At 62.9% G+C, this 14879-nt stretch carries 16 protein-coding genes, 1 pseudogene and 1 riboswitch; of the genes and pseudogenes, 4 read left to right on the top strand and 13 right to left on the bottom strand.

What is annotated here, in order from left to right; all coding sequences use genetic code 11:
• Nucleotides 1–103: 103 nt before the first annotated feature.
• The 11 genes and pseudogenes from JQ611_RS00375 to JQ611_RS41510 all read right to left on the bottom strand — a co-directional run.
• Complete coding sequence (locus JQ611_RS00375; RefSeq protein ID WP_212464177.1) at nucleotides 104–796, bottom strand: glutathione S-transferase family protein; 693 nt, start codon at nucleotides 794–796, stop codon at nucleotides 104–106.
• Nucleotides 797–800: 4 nt separating this feature from the next.
• Entirely contained in the window at nucleotides 801–1187 is a 387-nt protein-coding gene (locus JQ611_RS00370; protein WP_212389806.1) for a RidA family protein, read from the bottom strand.
• 896 nt (nucleotides 1188–2083) lie between these two features.
• Nucleotides 2084–2527, bottom strand: a complete 444-nt coding sequence (locus JQ611_RS00365; RefSeq protein ID WP_212464176.1) for a hypothetical protein — start codon at nucleotides 2525–2527, stop codon at nucleotides 2084–2086.
• Between the two features lie 165 nt (nucleotides 2528–2692).
• The gene (locus JQ611_RS00360; RefSeq protein ID WP_212266757.1) at nucleotides 2693–2989 is read right to left on the bottom strand and encodes a helix-turn-helix domain-containing protein; all 297 of its coding nucleotides are present in this window, start codon (nucleotides 2987–2989) and stop codon (nucleotides 2693–2695) included.
• Nucleotides 2990–3244: 255 nt separating this feature from the next.
• The gene (locus JQ611_RS00355) at nucleotides 3245–3652 is read right to left on the bottom strand and encodes a hypothetical protein (protein WP_212464175.1); all 408 of its coding nucleotides are present in this window, start codon (nucleotides 3650–3652) and stop codon (nucleotides 3245–3247) included.
• Nucleotides 3653–4487: 835 nt separating this feature from the next.
• Nucleotides 4488–6404 (bottom strand): phosphomethylpyrimidine synthase ThiC, encoded by a 1917-nt coding sequence (thiC, locus tag JQ611_RS00350; protein WP_212464174.1) that lies wholly within the window; start codon nucleotides 6402–6404, stop codon nucleotides 4488–4490.
• Nucleotides 6405–6621: 217 nt separating this feature from the next.
• Complete coding sequence (locus JQ611_RS00345; protein WP_212464173.1) at nucleotides 6622–7230, bottom strand: thiamine phosphate synthase; 609 nt, start codon at nucleotides 7228–7230, stop codon at nucleotides 6622–6624.
• Entirely contained in the window at nucleotides 7217–7999 is a 783-nt protein-coding gene (locus JQ611_RS00340; RefSeq protein WP_212266748.1) for a thiazole synthase, read from the bottom strand. The genes JQ611_RS00345 and JQ611_RS00340 overlap by 14 nt, the downstream gene beginning before the upstream one ends.
• A 162-nt stretch (nucleotides 8000–8161) precedes the next feature.
• Nucleotides 8162–8359 carry a sulfur carrier protein ThiS gene (thiS, locus tag JQ611_RS00335; RefSeq protein ID WP_212464172.1) on the bottom strand — a complete coding sequence of 66 codons (198 nt, stop codon included), beginning with the start codon at nucleotides 8357–8359 and terminating at the stop codon, nucleotides 8162–8164.
• Nucleotides 8350–9363: an FAD-dependent oxidoreductase gene (locus JQ611_RS00330; RefSeq protein WP_212464171.1), complete on the bottom strand. Its 1014-nt coding sequence runs from the start codon at nucleotides 9361–9363 to the stop codon at nucleotides 8350–8352. Before JQ611_RS00330 ends, thiS begins: the two co-directional genes overlap by 10 nt.
• A riboswitch (TPP riboswitch) is annotated at nucleotides 9351–9489 on the bottom strand. (Overlaps the previous gene by 13 nt.)
• Nucleotides 9490–9779: 290 nt before the next feature.
• A pseudogene (locus JQ611_RS41510) lies at nucleotides 9780–10190 on the bottom strand (transglycosylase SLT domain-containing protein); the annotation flags it as partial.
• 278 nt (nucleotides 10191–10468) lie between these two features.
• Here JQ611_RS41510 and JQ611_RS00320 point away from each other — a divergent pair.
• Complete coding sequence (locus JQ611_RS00320) at nucleotides 10469–10663, top strand: hypothetical protein (protein ID WP_192738155.1); 195 nt, start codon at nucleotides 10469–10471, stop codon at nucleotides 10661–10663.
• Between the two features lie 67 nt (nucleotides 10664–10730).
• On the opposite strand, the gene JQ611_RS00315 is transcribed toward JQ611_RS00320, so the two are convergent.
• Together JQ611_RS00315 and JQ611_RS00310 are read right to left on the bottom strand one after the other, a co-directional pair.
• Nucleotides 10731–12059 (bottom strand): ATP-binding protein, encoded by a 1329-nt coding sequence (locus tag JQ611_RS00315; protein ID WP_212464170.1) that lies wholly within the window; start codon nucleotides 12057–12059, stop codon nucleotides 10731–10733.
• Nucleotides 12060–12061: 2 nt separating this feature from the next.
• Entirely contained in the window at nucleotides 12062–12814 is a 753-nt protein-coding gene (locus JQ611_RS00310) for a response regulator (protein ID WP_212464169.1), read from the bottom strand.
• A 183-nt stretch (nucleotides 12815–12997) separates the two neighbouring features.
• Between JQ611_RS00310 and JQ611_RS00305 the strand changes: the two genes are divergently transcribed.
• The 3 genes from JQ611_RS00305 (at nucleotide 12998) to JQ611_RS00295 (ending at nucleotide 14795) form a co-directional block, all read left to right on the top strand.
• Nucleotides 12998–13588, top strand: a complete 591-nt coding sequence (locus JQ611_RS00305) for a hypothetical protein (RefSeq protein ID WP_212464168.1) — start codon at nucleotides 12998–13000, stop codon at nucleotides 13586–13588.
• A gap of 132 nt (nucleotides 13589–13720) precedes the next feature.
• Nucleotides 13721–14098, top strand: a complete 378-nt coding sequence (locus JQ611_RS00300; RefSeq protein ID WP_212266734.1) for a PRC-barrel domain-containing protein — start codon at nucleotides 13721–13723, stop codon at nucleotides 14096–14098.
• A gap of 139 nt (nucleotides 14099–14237) precedes the next feature.
• Nucleotides 14238–14795 carry a PRC-barrel domain-containing protein gene (locus tag JQ611_RS00295; RefSeq protein ID WP_212464167.1) on the top strand — a complete coding sequence of 186 codons (558 nt, stop codon included), beginning with the start codon at nucleotides 14238–14240 and terminating at the stop codon, nucleotides 14793–14795.
• Nucleotides 14796–14879 lie beyond the last annotated feature (84 nt).

Here is a 14879-nt window from a genome sequence, read left to right as displayed (position 1 = left end):
CGTAGGGTGGGCAAAGGCGCGAAGCGCCGTGCCCACCGTCCAGCACTCCGCTCCTGATGGTGGGCACGCTTGCGCTTTGCCCACCCTACGGTCTCCCTGCAAGCTACTTGCTGACCATCGCGTGAACAGCCTCGCAATGGCGCACGAGATTGGGATGATCCGACACGAACGCCTTCAGCGGCGTCGGAATGGGTAGGAAGTGGATGTTGGCGATGAAGCCGTAGATGCCGGCATCGACGCTGGTCGGCTTTCCGCCATGCACATATCCATCCGCCGGAATCAGATCGGCCAGCACCTGTAGATCCGCCAGCCCGCGTGCGTAGGCCTGGTCGGGCGCGTAGCGGCCGATGCCCTGGAAATAATAGCGCTGCGCGTTGTAGTCCCGCGCCTTGTTCAGCCCGGCCGCGTCGATCTGCGAATGCTGCGCCATGAAGCCGTCGCGGAACGCGGGGAAATAGCGATCGTCCTTCCAGCGCGAATACGACATCACCCAATAGAGATCGTCGAGCATGCGTGTGACCAGACGATCGGTCATGCGCTGCGCAGGCGTCAGTGCGGCGTCGATGGTGAGACGATATTTTTGTATCAGATGCGCAATGATGGTCTCGCTGTCGCCGATCGTTTCGCCGTCATCGACGATGTAAGGCAGCTGCCCGCGCGGCGCCGCCGAGGCGTCGAACAGATGCTCATGGACGAACGGCACGTCCGTGAGCTTGAGGAAGGCGAACACTTTCAGCCCATAGCCGTTATTGTCGGCGACGCCGAACAGTTCTGGATAGGAATAAAGCGTCAGCATCGGCTCACCGCGCCTTCAGCGACGCCACGCCCTCGATCTCGATCAGCATCTGCGGGTTAGGCAGCGCCACCACCACGCAGGTGGTGCGCGCCGGATAGGGCGCCGGCCCGAACGCTTCCGCGTAAAGCTTGTTCATGGTGGCGACGTCGGACGCGCGCGTCAGCAGCACGTTGACCTTGACCAGGTCGCGGAACGTCGCGCCGGCCTCAACGAGGATGCGCTTGATGTTGATCACGACGTTGCCGAACTGCGCCTCGAACGTATCTGGCAGAGCGCCTTTTTCGTCGAAGCCGGGAATGCCTGAGATGAACAGCAGATCGCCGACGCGGGCGGCAAACGACAGCGGCGGGGACTTGATGCCGGCGGGAGGGAGGAAGTGCTGGATGGGCATGGGGCGCCTCGATATGTGAATTGTAGCCCGCATGAGCATAGCGACATGCGGGATTTCTGCCAGTCCCGGATGTCGCTCGGTGCATCCGGCCTACGCTACGTCGTCCCGGCGAAGGCTCAGATGCGCAATTGCGCATCGGGGGACCCATAGCCACCAGCGATAATTGTCTTGCGCGCTCATCGTTATCCTTCGTTTCGACAACAGGGGCCGCGGCGTATGGGTCCCGGCCTTCGCCGGGACGACGCGTGGATATGGTTCCACATCCTCGCGGCGCGATACGCCCGAGCTTTGCGTCACTTGCCGCCCTCAAATAGAGAGGGCGCAGGGAATGCCGGATGCGCGCTGCACCCGCGGTCCCGTGTGCGGTTAGTGCTAAGTAGGCCGCACACGAGCATACAGGGCAGCGGAGAACATCCGACATTCCCTGCGCAGTGGCTTTACGGCTTATATCGTGCTCTCCCCGGCGACGAGTTCTTTGTTGTCACCGTCGCTGACGGATTAAGGCTGATCGAACCCGGTTGGGCCAACTTCACCTCCGCCAGCTTGACATCAGCAACGGATGCCAGGACCACACGGTTTTGCCGTACGCATTGGCGCCGTTCGTCTGCGTGCCGATGACCGCTCACGGCAAAACCGCCCTGCGATCTCGTTTCACGCCTGACGCCAACGCGTCCACCGCTCCCCGCCCAACGTCCGTGACGACGGCCGACGCCCTTCTGATCAGGGCGGGATGGACATACAGGAGCACTGATTTCAGATTCGGTAAAAGCGAAATATTTTTTATTCCGGGGCTTGACATGATTTCCGTAAATCAGAACTGATTTGCCCGTCGGGTTACTTTGTCGCACGCGGGATTGAAGATTGCGCTTGCGCGCGAGGCGACGCAGTTCGTGCTTCTACCGCGTTCCACCCCGAGCGCGCCTGGCCGCTATCGCCTTCATCAGTTCCGGAAACGGCGAAAGGTCCGAGCAGCTTTCCATTCCCATCGCGATCGGCTTGATCTCTCCACCTTGGTAGCTGACAATCCAATTGTCGCGAACGACGATGCCGAACGAATTATCACGAAACACGGCCACACACACCGCCGTAAATGTGCCGCCCCTGATCAGGCCACCCCATCGTTCGTAGGGCTTGGTGATCTTCGCGTCGCGGACGACATAGTAGTTGCGCGCACCGATATAGGCGGCGATCAATTGCCGGTAATTGGCTGGCAGGGGCGTCGCAGAGGACGGCGCCTGCTTCGGTGCGCCGGCAGTCAGATTTTGCGCTTCGGCCGCAGCAACGCCGAGGAGCAGGATGGCAAGAGAGAGAGCAAGCGCAGGCGCCACGATTGTTCGCATCGTTCGATCTCGTCAGGGGTGGCCGAGCGAGCGGGGCCGCTGTTCGCCGGCATAGGATGGGCGAAAAGCTAGCGGAGAGTCGCAACGATTGCGATAAGCAGGATAATTTTATCCCGTGATCGCGAGAGTGGCGGATTACGCTCCGCTAATCCGCCCTACAACCCTCTACTCCGGCCCGGGAACGTCGAGCCCGTCGGTGGTGTACTGGCGGATCTTGTTGCGCAGCGTGCGCACGGAAAAGCCGAGCACCCGCGCGGCGCGCGTGCGATTGCCGTCGCACCGGACCAGCGTCTGCACCACGAGCTCGCGCTCGACCGCCTCGACGGTGGAGCCGATCAGCATCGGAACGATTTCATGGGGCGTAAGTTCGTGGGGTACAAGATCTTGGGGCGCAAGGCTTTGCGGATCCGGCGATGAAAACTCCGGCGCGCCGGAAAAGCGCTCAAGGGACTCTTGGGTCATCAACACCTCCCGATCAACGCTAGCCCCCAAACACGGAGCAGAAGCATCAGGAATCAACGGCCCCCAAGCCGCTGAGGGGAAGGTGGGCGGAAATGGTTAACGAAATGCTAACGGGAGAAAAAGAAGACCTGCGCTACTCCTGGTTGGAGCGCGAAGTTCTGGAGTTCCTGGTCTATAGCCCGCATGAGCGCAGCGATATGCGGGATTCCCACCATCCCCGGACGTCGCTGCGCTCATCGGGGCTACGCTCGTTTCCTACGTCGGCTGGCGCACCGGCTCCTTTGTCCGTTCTTCGGTTGCAGTCGTTTCCGCCGTCTTGCTCGATCGGACCATCAAAAATGTCCCCGAGAGCGTGGCGCCCGGCAGTCGCCAGCGGCCGCTAATCTCCGTGGCGTCGGAATTGACCGCGCCTTCATAGAAGACCTTGTCATAGCCGTAGCCCGGCGGTTCGTACGTCTTGACGAACGACACCGCGCTGCCGGAGCGCTGACCCGCGATCGAAGCGTTGTGGCTGCTCACCGGGCAGCCTGATGTCATGCAAGGTTCGGTCACGCTTCCTCCGAACGCGCCACCGGACTCGATGAGCGTCACCAGAAACGTGACCATGCCAACGGACGGCTGGATGTAGGTGCCGTCCCAGACATCGGTCAGATCGTCGGTCATTTTTGGTCCTGCTCGTGTAGCCCGCATGAGCGCAGCGATATGCGGGATTCCCACCATCCCCGGATGTCGCTGCGCTCATCCGGGCTACGCTGGCTACGCCAATCCACCTTACGGGCTCAAGATCAGGGTGCCCTTACATAGGTCAATTTGCCGAACGCCGCAGGCGGGCCGTCCGACTGTATTGCGAAGCTAGCATGTCCAACGGCGGTCCGGTGAGGGACGGCTACCGATCCAACCATGGACACTCTATAGCCAGCATCCTCGTACCACTGGGTCGGCAACGCGTAATAGGTCTTTCCAGATTCGGTTGAAAAATCTGCCGCGTGGGGCGTGCCTGAAATCGCTCGGTTCCAAGCTCCGTCAGGAACGCCAATGCTGTGCTTCCCCGGGGCGATCTCGATAGTTGTGTACTGGCCCGGTGACAGCGAGGCCGCCGGCTTGCCGTCAACATGAATTGCGAGCGGAAAGATACTCACATTTCCACCTGTCGGGCGCCCGATATGCAGAGACGCATAACCGGCCCTCGGCGGAGCTGGCGCTATCGTCGCCTCGGTTTGATTCGGGATTGATGAGCAGGCCGCGAGCAGGTTGATAGTTGCGACACCGCCAGCCAGCAGACATAGCAACCGGCTGGCATTCGTCCACAATAGTCTCGTTCCCACGCGCACTTCCATTCCATCGCTAGTCAGACATAGCTGTTATAGAGTTTGCGCGACGGATGCAAAAGATACGACTTTGAGTGGTGTGGCGGATATCTAAAAAAAGCCGGGCTGTTGCCCGGCCTTTCGCATTCCTGATGGATGCCCGGGTCAAGCCCGGGCATGACGAGGAGAGGCTACAATACCCGATTGCTCTCCTTCACCTTCTCCGCGTCCAGATAAACCTGTCCGCCCATATCCTTGAACTTCTGCGACATGGACGCCATGCCGTCCTCGATCACGCCCGTCATCGACATGCCGACGCTGCCGGCGACCGCGCGCTTGTCGGGGTCGTTCAGCGTTGCCGCGTAGTCGCGCACGTCCTGCGTGATCTTCATCGAGCAGAACTTTGGGCCGCACATCGAGCAGAAATGGGCGACCTTGTGGGCTTCCTTCGGCAGCGTCTCGTCGTGATAGGCGCGGGCGGTTTCCGGGTCGAGGCCGAGGTTGAACTGGTCTTCCCAGCGGAAGTCGAAGCGGGCGCGGGACAGGGCGTCGTCGCGCAGCTGGGCGGCCGGATGGCCCTTGCCGAGATCGCTGGCGTGGGCCGCGATCTTGTAGGTGATGACGCCGACCTTGACGTCGTCGCGGTTGGGTAGGCCGAGATGCTCCTTCGGCGTCACGTAGCACAGCATCGCGCAGCCGAACCAGCCGATCATGGCGGCGCCGATGCCTGACGTGATGTGGTCGTAGCCCGGCGCGATGTCGGTCGTCAGCGGGCCCAAGGTGTAGAACGGCGCCTCGCCGCATTCCTTGAGCTGCTTGTCCATGTTGATCTTGATCTTGTGCAGCGGCACATGGCCGGGGCCTTCGATCATGACCTGGCAGCCCTTCTTCCAGGCGATCTGCGTCAGCTCGCCGAGCGTTTCCAGTTCGGCGAATTGCGCGCGGTCGTTGGCGTCGGCGATCGAGCCGGGACGGAGGCCGTCGCCGAGCGAGAACGAGACGTCATACTTGCGCATCAAATCGCAGATCTCTTCGAAATGGGTGTAGAGGAAGCTTTCCTTGTGATGCGCCAGGCACCACTTCGCCATGATCGAGCCGCCGCGCGACACGATGCCGGTGACGCGGTTGGCGGTGAGGTGGATGTAGGGCAGGCGCACGCCGGCGTGGATGGTGAAATAGTCGACGCCCTGTTCGCACTGCTCGATCAGCGTGTCCTTGTAGAGCTCCCAGGTCAGCTTGACGGGATCGCCGTCGCACTTTTCGAGCGCCTGGTAGATCGGAACCGTGCCGATCGGGATCGGCGCATTTCGAAGGATCCATTCCCGCGTCGTGTGGATGTTGCGGCCGGTGGAAAGGTCCATCACGGTGTCGGCGCCCCAGCGGATCGCCCACACCATCTTGTCGACTTCCTCTTCGACCGACGAGGTCACGGCGGAGTTGCCGATATTGGCGTTGATCTTGGTCAGGAAATTGCGGCCGATGATCATCGGCTCGAGTTCGCCATGGTTGATGTTGCAGGGAATGATGGCGCGGCCGCGCGCGATTTCGCTGCGGACGAATTCCGGCGTCACGAATGCGGGCACCGCGGCGCCGAAGCTCTCGCCGTCGGCCAATGCGGCTTCCGCGCGCTCGAGTTGCACCTTGCGGCCGAGGTTTTCGCGGGTCGCGACGTAGATCATCTCCTTGGTGATGATGCCGGCGCGGGCGAATTCGAGCTGCGTGATCATGTGGTCACCTGTCCCGCGCAGCGGCTTGTGGTGCGCGGTGAAGGCCTTTGCGGCATAGGAAGCGCCGACATTGCCATTGTCTTCCGGCTTGATGTCGCGGCCTTCATACTCCTCGACGCCGCCGCGCTCCTTCACCCATTCGATGCGCGCGCGCTTGAGGCCGGCGTTGACGTCGATGGTGACATCAGGATCGGTGTAGGGACCGGAGGTGTCGTACACCGGCAGGTTAGGCTCGCCGGCGCCGTCGCTCAAAATGATCTCGCGCAGGGGAACGCGCACATCCGGCGCCTCGTCGGGCGTGACCCAGATCTTGCGCGAGGCGGGCAGCGGCCCGGTGGTGACGGCGGGCAGGGTGGTGTCGGGGTTGGAGCGGATGTTCATGTTATCCTCCGTTGAATTTGTTGTCAGTTTGTCCGGCCCGCTACGCGGTCCGATCCAGGAATAGAGTTCGTGGCGCGAGCCCCCACCCGTCGCGCGCTGACGCGCGCGCCACCCTCCCCCGCAAGAGCGGGAGAGGGAAGACAAGGGCGAGGTCCGCTCCCTCTCCCGCTCTTGCGGGGGAGGGTTGGGGTGGGGGTGTCTCCGCGGGCGATATACATCACGCAGCCTTCGACTGTTCGCCGAGCCATTGCCTCACCCGCGCGTCGGGGTCGGTGTTCTGGGTGACGTCTGAGACCACCGCGATCGAGTCGGCGCCGGCGGCAAAGATCTCGGCTGCCTGCTCGAACTTGATGCCGCCGATCGCGACCAGCGGGATGTCGCCGATGCGCTTTTTCCATTCGGTGATCTTTGGAATGCCCTGCGGGGCGAAGCGCATCGATTTCAGCGTGGTCGGGAAGATCGGCCCGAGGGCGATGTAATCCGGCGCTGCGCGCAGCGCGGTCGCCAGTTCCTCGTCGTCATGGGTGGAGATGCCGAGCGTCAGCTTTGCTTTGCGGATTTCGTCGAGATCGGCGTCGGCAAGATCTTCCTGGCCGAGATGCAGATGCTCCGCGCCGGCCACAATCGCCGCGCGCCAGTAATCATTGACCACGAGTTTTGTGGACGTGCCCTTGGTGACCGCGAGCGCGTCGCTGACGATCTGCAGCGCCTCGGAGTCATTCAAGTCCTTGGCGCGCAGCTGGATAGTGCCGACGCCGAGGGCGGTCAGCCGGGCTACCCATTTCACGCTGTCGACGACAGGATAGAATTTATCAGGATACGGCATGCCAGAACGGTGTCCCGATGACAGGGGTTGAAGGGGAGGCGAAATCGCGAGCTTCCATCAGCCCGGCCTCATAAGCGGTACGTCCAGCCTCGACGCCGAGACGAAACGCATTCGCCATCGCGACGGGGTCGGCGGCTTTTGCAATGGCGGTGTTGAGCAGCACCGCGTCGTAGCCGAGTTCGAGGGCGTGGGCCGCATGCGACGGCGCGCCCAAACCGGCGTCGACCACCAGCGTGATGTCAGGCAGGCGGTCGCGCAGCAGTTTTAAGGCATCGCGGTTGGTGATGCCCTTGGCGCTGCCGATCGGGGCTGCCCATGGCATCACGACCTTGCAGCCGGCGTCGACCAGCCGCATCGCAACGCCGAGGTCTTCGGTGCAGTAGGGAAATACTTCAAAGCCGTCCTTGATCAGGATGCCGGCGGCCTCGACGAGGCCAACCACGTCGGGCTGCAGCGTGTCGTTGTCGGCGATCACTTCCAGCTTGATCCAGGGCGTGCCGAACAATTCGCGCGCCAGCTTTGCGGTGGTGACGGCTTCCTTGACGCTGCGGCAGCCCGCGGTGTTCGGCAGCACTGACACGTCGAGCTCGCGGATCAGCGACCAGAACGCATCCCCGGTCTTGCCGCCGGCGGCTTCCCGCCGCAGCGACACGGTGACGATGCCAGCGCCGGACGCGCGGATAGCGCCTTGCATGATCGCAGGCGAGGGGTAGAGCGCGCTGCCGATCAGGAGGCGGGAGGAAAAGGTTTTGCCGTAGAAGTTCAGCATGGCGATAACATTCCGTTGTCGTCCCGGCGAAGGCCGGGACCCATACGCCGTGACATCTCGTTAAGGCACGGTGTCAGAGACCTTTCGTAACCACGCAGGCCGGTGGTTATGGGTCCCGGCCTTCGCCGGGACGACGGGTGGAGAGAGGTTGCGATCATCAACTCACCCTCCCTGCCTTGGCGTGATGATCTCGATCTCGTCGCCGCTCTTGATCGGCGTCTCGGACCAGCGGCTCTTCGGCAGCACGTCGTAATTCAGCGCGATTGCGAAATGCGTGCCTTCGTATTCGAGCTCGCGCAGCAGCGCATCGACGCTTGACGCGTTGATCTCGCGCGCCTCGCCATTGATGGTCACACGCATTGCATCACCTCATTGTCGATCACGCCGCGCTTGATGTAGCCAAGCGTCAGCTCTGCCAGCGCCGGGGCCAGCAGGAAGCCGTGGCGATAGAGTCCGTTGACGGCGATCTTTTCATTATTGATGGCGATCCGCGGCAGATTGTCGGGAAAGGCCGGGCGCAGCCCCGAGCCGAATTCGACGATGCGCGCTTCGGCGAATGCCGGATGCACGGCGTAGGCGGCGCCCAATAGCTCCAGCGCCGAGCGCACGCTGACGCCGGTGTCCTCGGCCTCGATCGAGGTCGCGCCCAGCATGAACCTGCCGTCGCCGCGCGGGATCACATAGAGCGGCCAGCGCGGATGGATCAGCCGGATCGGACGCGCCAGTTCGACCTCTGATGTCTCGACGATGATCATCTCGCCCTTGACGCCGCGGAGCTCCGGCTGCGCGTCGCGCGCGGCGAGGCCGCGGCAGTCGATCACGAGGCCGTCGAGATCGTTGGTATCGGCATCGCTCTCGAATTTGATTTTTCCGCCGGCCGCGGCGATCCGCGCGTGCAGTTCCGGCAGCACGCGCCGCGGCTCGACATGGCCCTCGTCGGCGTAAAACAGCCCATCGCGAAAACGGCCCTCAAGCGATGGCTCGAGTTCGCGCAAACCTTGCGCGTCGAGCCTGACATGGCCTGACGTGAGCTTGGCAAAGCGTTCGAAATCGGCGCGGTCGCGCGGATGCGCCACGACCAGCGATCCGTTGAACGGCGTTTCCGGGAAATGCTCGCGCCAGAGGTCGAGCGAGCGGATGCCGAGCCGGCCGATCACGGGTTCGGACGCTTCGGCCTCGCACCAGGGCGCCAGCATGCCGCCGGCCCAATGGCTGGTGGACAGCGTCATCGCGGCGTCACTGCGCTCGTACAAGGTGACGGCGTGGCCGGCCTGCGCGAAAAGCAACGCCTGCCACGCGCCGGCAATGCCGGCGCCGATAATAGATACAGGGGAATCCCCCCGCGGCTTGAAACCCTGAAACATCCCTGTCCCTTCGCCGGCATGACCCGGATCAGGTTCAAAGGGTCACCGCGGTCCCAAACCGTGCCATTTGGCAGGTCCAAGCTTGCGGTATCTCAGCTCCTCATCGGAGCTCCCCTCGGAACAGGTCTAATGTAGGCCGATGTGGGGGCGTGTCAACGCGGCTTGGCGCCGTTTGCACCTGATAAGGCGTCTGGCGGGTGCGGAACTTGCGGCTTCGCCTCGGCGAGTTTCTTCGGACGCTTCTTCGGGATCGGGACCAGCGTCGCCGCCGCTTTCGGCTTTTCGACCGCTTCGGCCGGTTTCAAAGCTTGTTTCGGCTCAATAGCGGCTTCCGTCGCCTCCACCGGGGCGTCGCTGGCCGGCGCGATGTTCCTTGGCAGGGCGCTCGCCAGCACCGGTCCGGGCTGGTTCAGCCGTTCCAGCCGCTGGCGCTTTGCGACGTAATAATAGCCGCCGGCATAAAGGCGCACGGCGCGGTCCTGGTTGCCGTTGGCAGCGCGCCAGGCGCCAGCGAGGTATTTCACGCCATAGGCGAGGTTGGTGGCGGGATCGCGCAGGCCGGCCGCGTCGCCGGTGTAACCGACGCCGCGCGCGGTCGCGAGCTTGATCTGCATCAGCCCGATGGTGCCGCCGCGTCCGACCAGATCCGGATGATATTTGCTTTCGCGAACGATTACGCGATGCACCAGCGCTTCCGGCACATTGTTGGCGCTGGCATGGGCGGCGACCAGGCTTTCATATTGCGCGCGCTGTTGCGCTGCAGCTGGTGGCGCAACCAAACAAGCTGCCACGACGGCGAACGAGGCCAGGTTCAGCAAAGCTTTCATCAAACAATCAAAGCCTTCATCAAAAATCTCGGTCGCAACCTGCGCGTTAACGATTTGCGTAACACGATTATTGCGGAGGAGCGACCGGCAATAGAGGAAAAATTCGACGCCATTGCGGCGATTGGTTCGAACAGCATTGCGGCGATTCGTCCGAGCATGAATGTCGTGCAAATGATTCGAGGAAGGTTTAAAAGACTTCGCGACAGCGTGTTCAGTTTCGACAGCAAAGCTGTCTATTTCAAATACAAAACAAGAATATCAGCGAGGGGAGATGCGCCATGGCTCGACTGGATTCCAGCTATTTGCCCCGTGAGAATCCCTGTGCCCAATGCGGAACGCCGATCTCGAGACCCGACTGGATCGAAAGCAACGCGGGCCGTACGTCCTTCCTGTGGTATTGCCGCGCCTGCGACTATCAGTTCGAGGCGGTCGCGATCTACGAGGAATCGCATCCGGATTCATTGGCGGCTTAACCAGCCATAGCGTTTTCGAGCGAAGTGGATTCCGGTTCGCGTAAACAAAACGCGTCAAAACTGGAATCTACGCCGCGACGCTCTGCTGGTGAACCGGCAACTGTATCCGCACCACCAATCCGCGCGGCTGCCGGTCGTGCAGTGACAGCGTGCCGCTATGGGCGAGCACGATGGCGTTGGCGATGGAAAGGCCGAGGCCGAAGCCCGCGGCTTCATCCATGTTGCGGGCGTCGTCGCCGCGCACGAACGGCTCCAGCATGTTCTGCTTCTGCGCGTCCGAAATGCCGGGGCCGTCGTCTTCGACGTCGATGGTGATCCGGTCGTCAGACACGCGAAGACGGATGACGGCCTCGGCGCCGAACCGCACGGCATTTTCCACGAGGTTGGTGACGCTGCGGTGCAGATCGTCGGGCCGCACCGTCGCCATCGCATGCGCGGGGCCGTCGTAGGCGACCTTGCGCCCCATGTCGCCGAATTGATCGGTGATCAGCTGCAGCGTGCTGGCGACGTCGGCCAGCGTCATCGATTCAAGCCTGCGGTCGTTGCGCAGGAACGACAGCACGGATTCCAGCATCGAACGCATCTGGTCGAGATCGTCGAGCATGCGGCTGCGATGGGTTTCGTCCTCGATGAACTCGGAGCGCAGCCGCATTCTTGTGATAGGCGTGCGCAGATCGTGGCTGATGGCGGCGAGCATTTTGGTGCGGTCGTCGATCAGGCCGGTGATGCGCGCACGCATCCGGTTCAGGGCCCGTGCGACCGAGCGGATTTCCTCCGGTCCGCGCTCGGGCAGCGGCGCCGCCGCGCCATTGAGGCTGAAGCTTTCGGCGGCCTTTGCGAACGACGACAATGGCGCGGTCAGCGCGCGAGCCGCCCAAAGGCCGAGCAGGGTGACGCTGATGACCGCAAACAGCAGCGTCATCATCCACGGCCCGCCCAGGAAGGGTGGTGGCCGGTGCTGCTCCGGCATCACATTCGCCGAAATCATCGCGCCGTCCGGCAAGGCCACGCCGATCTTGCGGACGTCTCCGTCCGGCGGCGGCGCAAAAATGCGATAATCGCGGCCGAGCCGCCGCTGCAGGCCGCGCAGATTGCCCTCGGGTTCGCGCGCCTCCGGCGTCAAGCCCGGCGGCAGGATCTGGAGGCCGAGTTGCGGAAAGGCGCGCGCGATGTCGCCTGACAGCCGCGGCCGTTCGGAGGCAGGCGCCGCGCCGAGCAGTTGGACGGCGCTGGCGAGCTGGCCGTGCCCGCGGTCGAATGAGGGATCCGGCTGGTCGGGCCGGTGCAGCCAGAAACCCGCCGTGATGATCAGATGCAGCGCTGCGATCGAGACGATGACGAGGGCCGCGATCTGGCCGCTGATGCCGCGAAGATTCAGAAAGCCCAAAAGCTTCATGATCACTTGCCGCCGGCGGTCACCGCCTCGACTCCTGTCGCGTCAACTCTCGGCGTGAACATGTAGCCCCCCGAGCGCACCGTCTTGATCATGGTGGCTTCCAGCGGATCCGGTTCGATCTTGCGGCGGATGCGGCTGACCAGCACGTCGATAGAGCGCTCGAACGAGCCGGCGTTGCGGCCCTGGGTGAGGTCGAGCAGGCTGTCGCGCGACAGCACGCGGCCGGGCCGCTCGCAGAAGGTCCGCAGCAGGTCGAATTCGGCGCTGGTCATGGCGACGCGCGCGCCCTCGGGATTGCGCAGCTCGCGCAGCCGGCAGTCGATCCGCCAACCCAGAAATGTCAGCACGCTCGCGCCTTCGACCGCGCTGGCGGTTTGCGCGGCCGCCTGCCGGCGCAGCACCGCGTTGATCCGCGCCAGCAATTCGCGCGGGTTGAACGGCTTGGGCAGATAATCGTCGGCGCCCATCTCCAGGCCGAGGATGCGGTCGACGTCCTCGCCGCGCGCGGTGAGCATGATGATCGGGGTCTGCGACGTCGCGCGCACCTTGCGGCACAGGCTGAGACCGTCCTCGCCCGGCAGCATGACGTCGAGGATCAAGAGGTCGACGCGATGGTCGGTCATGGCGCGGGCCATCTCCCGGCCGTCGCTTGCCGTGGTGACGTTGCAGGAATTGTTGCGCAGATATTTCGCGATCAGCGTGCGCGTCTCGCGGTCGTCCTCGACGACGAGGATGTTGGGCTGTGCCTGGGCCATGTCGACCTTTTGTCGGTGATTCGGGGGTGCGGGCGAAGGATTTTTGTTTCCCAATGTTTCCAGATGGAGTCGGGCAATACGGGGCAACAGGTCAGGGGGCGGCTGCAAAGACCTCGTTAAGACCGTTAACCCTACGGTCGTGACGTCTCTTACCACCGCTTGCTACGAAACTTTGGAGCCATCATGACCTCGATTTCGGCGGCCTCGGCCCAGTCCTACCAGTCGCCCCTTCAGAAGTTGCAGAACGAGTTGCTGTCGGAAGTCAATTCCGGCGTCATCAGCTCGTCGGACAAGGATGCGCTGTCGGCGGCGCTGACCGATATCGACTCGGCGATGCAGTCCAGCCGGGCCAGCGACCAGGCCAGCGGCGTTCGGCCCTCGCCCGAGGAGATGAAGTCGAAGATCGACGATCTGATCAGCAGCCAGGTTTCCAGCGGCAAGCTGACCAGCGAGCAGGCCACCGAATTGCAGGGCGTCTTCAAGGCCGCGTTCGCCAATGGCCCCGGCGGGGCTGGTGGCCCCGGCGGACCGGGGGGTCCCGGCGGCGCCGGTGGTCCGCCTCCCGGCGGTCCGCCGCCCGCTGACGGCGTGTCCTCGAGTGACGACACTTCTTCGAGCACCACTTCGCTCGACGACATCCTCAAGCAGTTTTTGCAGACGCTGCAGGAATCACTGTCGGCGTCGTCATCCACGAGCTACAGCGCGACCGGCAGCTCGAGCACATCGAGCACCAGTGCCTCGTTCTCGGCGCTGCTGATCGACTACCAAAGCTGATCTAGCCAACGCAGCGATACGTCGCAGCCATCCTTCCTTGCTGAAAGGGAAGGGTGGCTGTCTCATTTTGCGGTGCGGGAACCGGCCACCGGCTGGAGCGTTAGATCATTGATTTTATGTGTGGAGGGTCCGATGGCAATCGACGTCATGACCAAGCCGCATCAGTTGATCGCGAGCGATCGTGTCGAAGGCACCGCGGTGCGACGACCGAACGGCGACATGATCGGGCATATCGAACGGCTGATGATCGACAAGATCTCCGGCAAAGTATCTTACGCCGTGTTGAGCTTCGGCGGGTTCCTGGGCATGGGCACCAACCTGCTTCCGTTGCCCTGGGGCCGGCTCAGCTACAACACCAAGTTCGAAGCTTACGAACTCGACATCGACGATGAAGAATTGAAGCGCGCGCCGTCGTTCCGCGCCGACAAGGATTTCGATTGGGGCGATCGCGCGCAGGAAGCGGAACTGCATCGCTACTATGGCATGCCGCCATACTGGAGCGGCTTCTAGCGCGCTTTCGAGCGAAGTGGGTACCGGGTTCGCGGTGAAGAAAGCGCGTCCAAAGAGAACTGTTGTCGCATGTTCCATTGGAACACTTGTTCATGTCACGGGTTTTCTCAGCACGATTTCGAAACTGAGGAGAACCGATATGTTAGCCAAATATACCATCGCCGGCCTGGCCGGTTCTGCGTTGCTTGCGACTGTCGCGTTCGCGCAAGCACCGACGGCTCCCGCTGAAACCAGCAAGGCACCTGCGCCCGCCGCTGAAATGAGCAAGGCGCCAGCGCCTGCGACAGCGTCGGACATGTCTTCGTCGTTCCAGGGCACCTGGCGCGCCTCGAAGATGGTCGGCCTGAGCGTGTACAACGACAAGAATGAAAGCCTTGGCTCGATCAACGACCTGCTCACCGACAAGAGCGGTGACATCAAGGCCGTCGTGATCGGCGTTGGCGGCTTCCTCGGCGTAGGCGAGCATCTGGTTGCGGTGCCGCTCGACAAGGTCAAGTTCGTGATGGAGCCCGTCGCCTATACCGGCGCCGCAAATACGCCCGCCAGCGGCGGCGCACGGCCGGGATCGACCACGACCACGGGTGCGGCCACGGCGCCTGCGGCAAAGCCGAATCCGTGGTATCCGGATCACGCCGTACTCAGCGCGACCAAGGATGAACTGAAGGCGATGAGCGAGTTCAAATATACGACCAACTAGGCTCGCGAGCTTAAGTTACGACTGATCTGGAAAGGCCGGTCGGCATCATTGCCGCCCGGCCTTTTGTTTTGCTGAAGCTCGCTC

The sequence above is a fragment of the Bradyrhizobium sp. AUGA SZCCT0182 genome, assembly GCF_018130185.1.
Classification (GTDB): Bacteria; Pseudomonadota; Alphaproteobacteria; order Rhizobiales; family Xanthobacteraceae; genus Bradyrhizobium.
Note: the sequence above shows the minus strand (reverse complement) of the source record. Positions and strands in the feature narration are given on the sequence as shown.

Excerpts from the sequence above, each read along its gene's own strand:
- JQ611_RS00375 (WP_212464177.1), bottom strand. The coding sequence starts at position 796 with ATGCTGACGCTTTATTCCTATCCAGAACTGTTCGGCGTCGCCGACAAT.
- JQ611_RS00370 (WP_212389806.1), bottom strand. The coding sequence starts at position 1,187 with ATGCCCATCCAGCACTTCCTCCCTCCCGCCGGCATCAAGTCCCCGCCG.
- JQ611_RS00365 (WP_212464176.1), bottom strand. The coding sequence starts at position 2,527 with ATGCGAACAATCGTGGCGCCTGCGCTTGCTCTCTCTCTTGCCATCCTG.
- JQ611_RS00360 (WP_212266757.1), bottom strand. The coding sequence starts at position 2,989 with ATGACCCAAGAGTCCCTTGAGCGCTTTTCCGGCGCGCCGGAGTTTTCA.
- JQ611_RS00355 (WP_212464175.1), bottom strand. The coding sequence starts at position 3,652 with ATGACCGACGATCTGACCGATGTCTGGGACGGCACCTACATCCAGCCG.
- thiC (WP_212464174.1), bottom strand. The coding sequence starts at position 6,404 with ATGAACATCCGCTCCAACCCCGACACCACCCTGCCCGCCGTCACCACC.
- JQ611_RS00345 (WP_212464173.1), bottom strand. The coding sequence starts at position 7,230 with ATGCCGTATCCTGATAAATTCTATCCTGTCGTCGACAGCGTGAAATGG.
- JQ611_RS00340 (WP_212266748.1), bottom strand. The coding sequence starts at position 7,999 with ATGCTGAACTTCTACGGCAAAACCTTTTCCTCCCGCCTCCTGATCGGC.
- thiS (WP_212464172.1), bottom strand. The coding sequence starts at position 8,359 with ATGCGTGTGACCATCAATGGCGAGGCGCGCGAGATCAACGCGTCAAGC.
- JQ611_RS00330 (WP_212464171.1), bottom strand. The coding sequence starts at position 9,363 with ATGTTTCAGGGTTTCAAGCCGCGGGGGGATTCCCCTGTATCTATTATC.
- JQ611_RS00320 (WP_192738155.1), top strand. The coding sequence starts at position 10,469 with ATGGCTCGACTGGATTCCAGCTATTTGCCCCGTGAGAATCCCTGTGCC.
- JQ611_RS00315 (WP_212464170.1), bottom strand. The coding sequence starts at position 12,059 with ATGAAGCTTTTGGGCTTTCTGAATCTTCGCGGCATCAGCGGCCAGATC.
- JQ611_RS00310 (WP_212464169.1), bottom strand. The coding sequence starts at position 12,814 with ATGGCCCAGGCACAGCCCAACATCCTCGTCGTCGAGGACGACCGCGAG.
- JQ611_RS00305 (WP_212464168.1), top strand. The coding sequence starts at position 12,998 with ATGACCTCGATTTCGGCGGCCTCGGCCCAGTCCTACCAGTCGCCCCTT.
- JQ611_RS00300 (WP_212266734.1), top strand. The coding sequence starts at position 13,721 with ATGGCAATCGACGTCATGACCAAGCCGCATCAGTTGATCGCGAGCGAT.
- JQ611_RS00295 (WP_212464167.1), top strand. The coding sequence starts at position 14,238 with ATGTTAGCCAAATATACCATCGCCGGCCTGGCCGGTTCTGCGTTGCTT.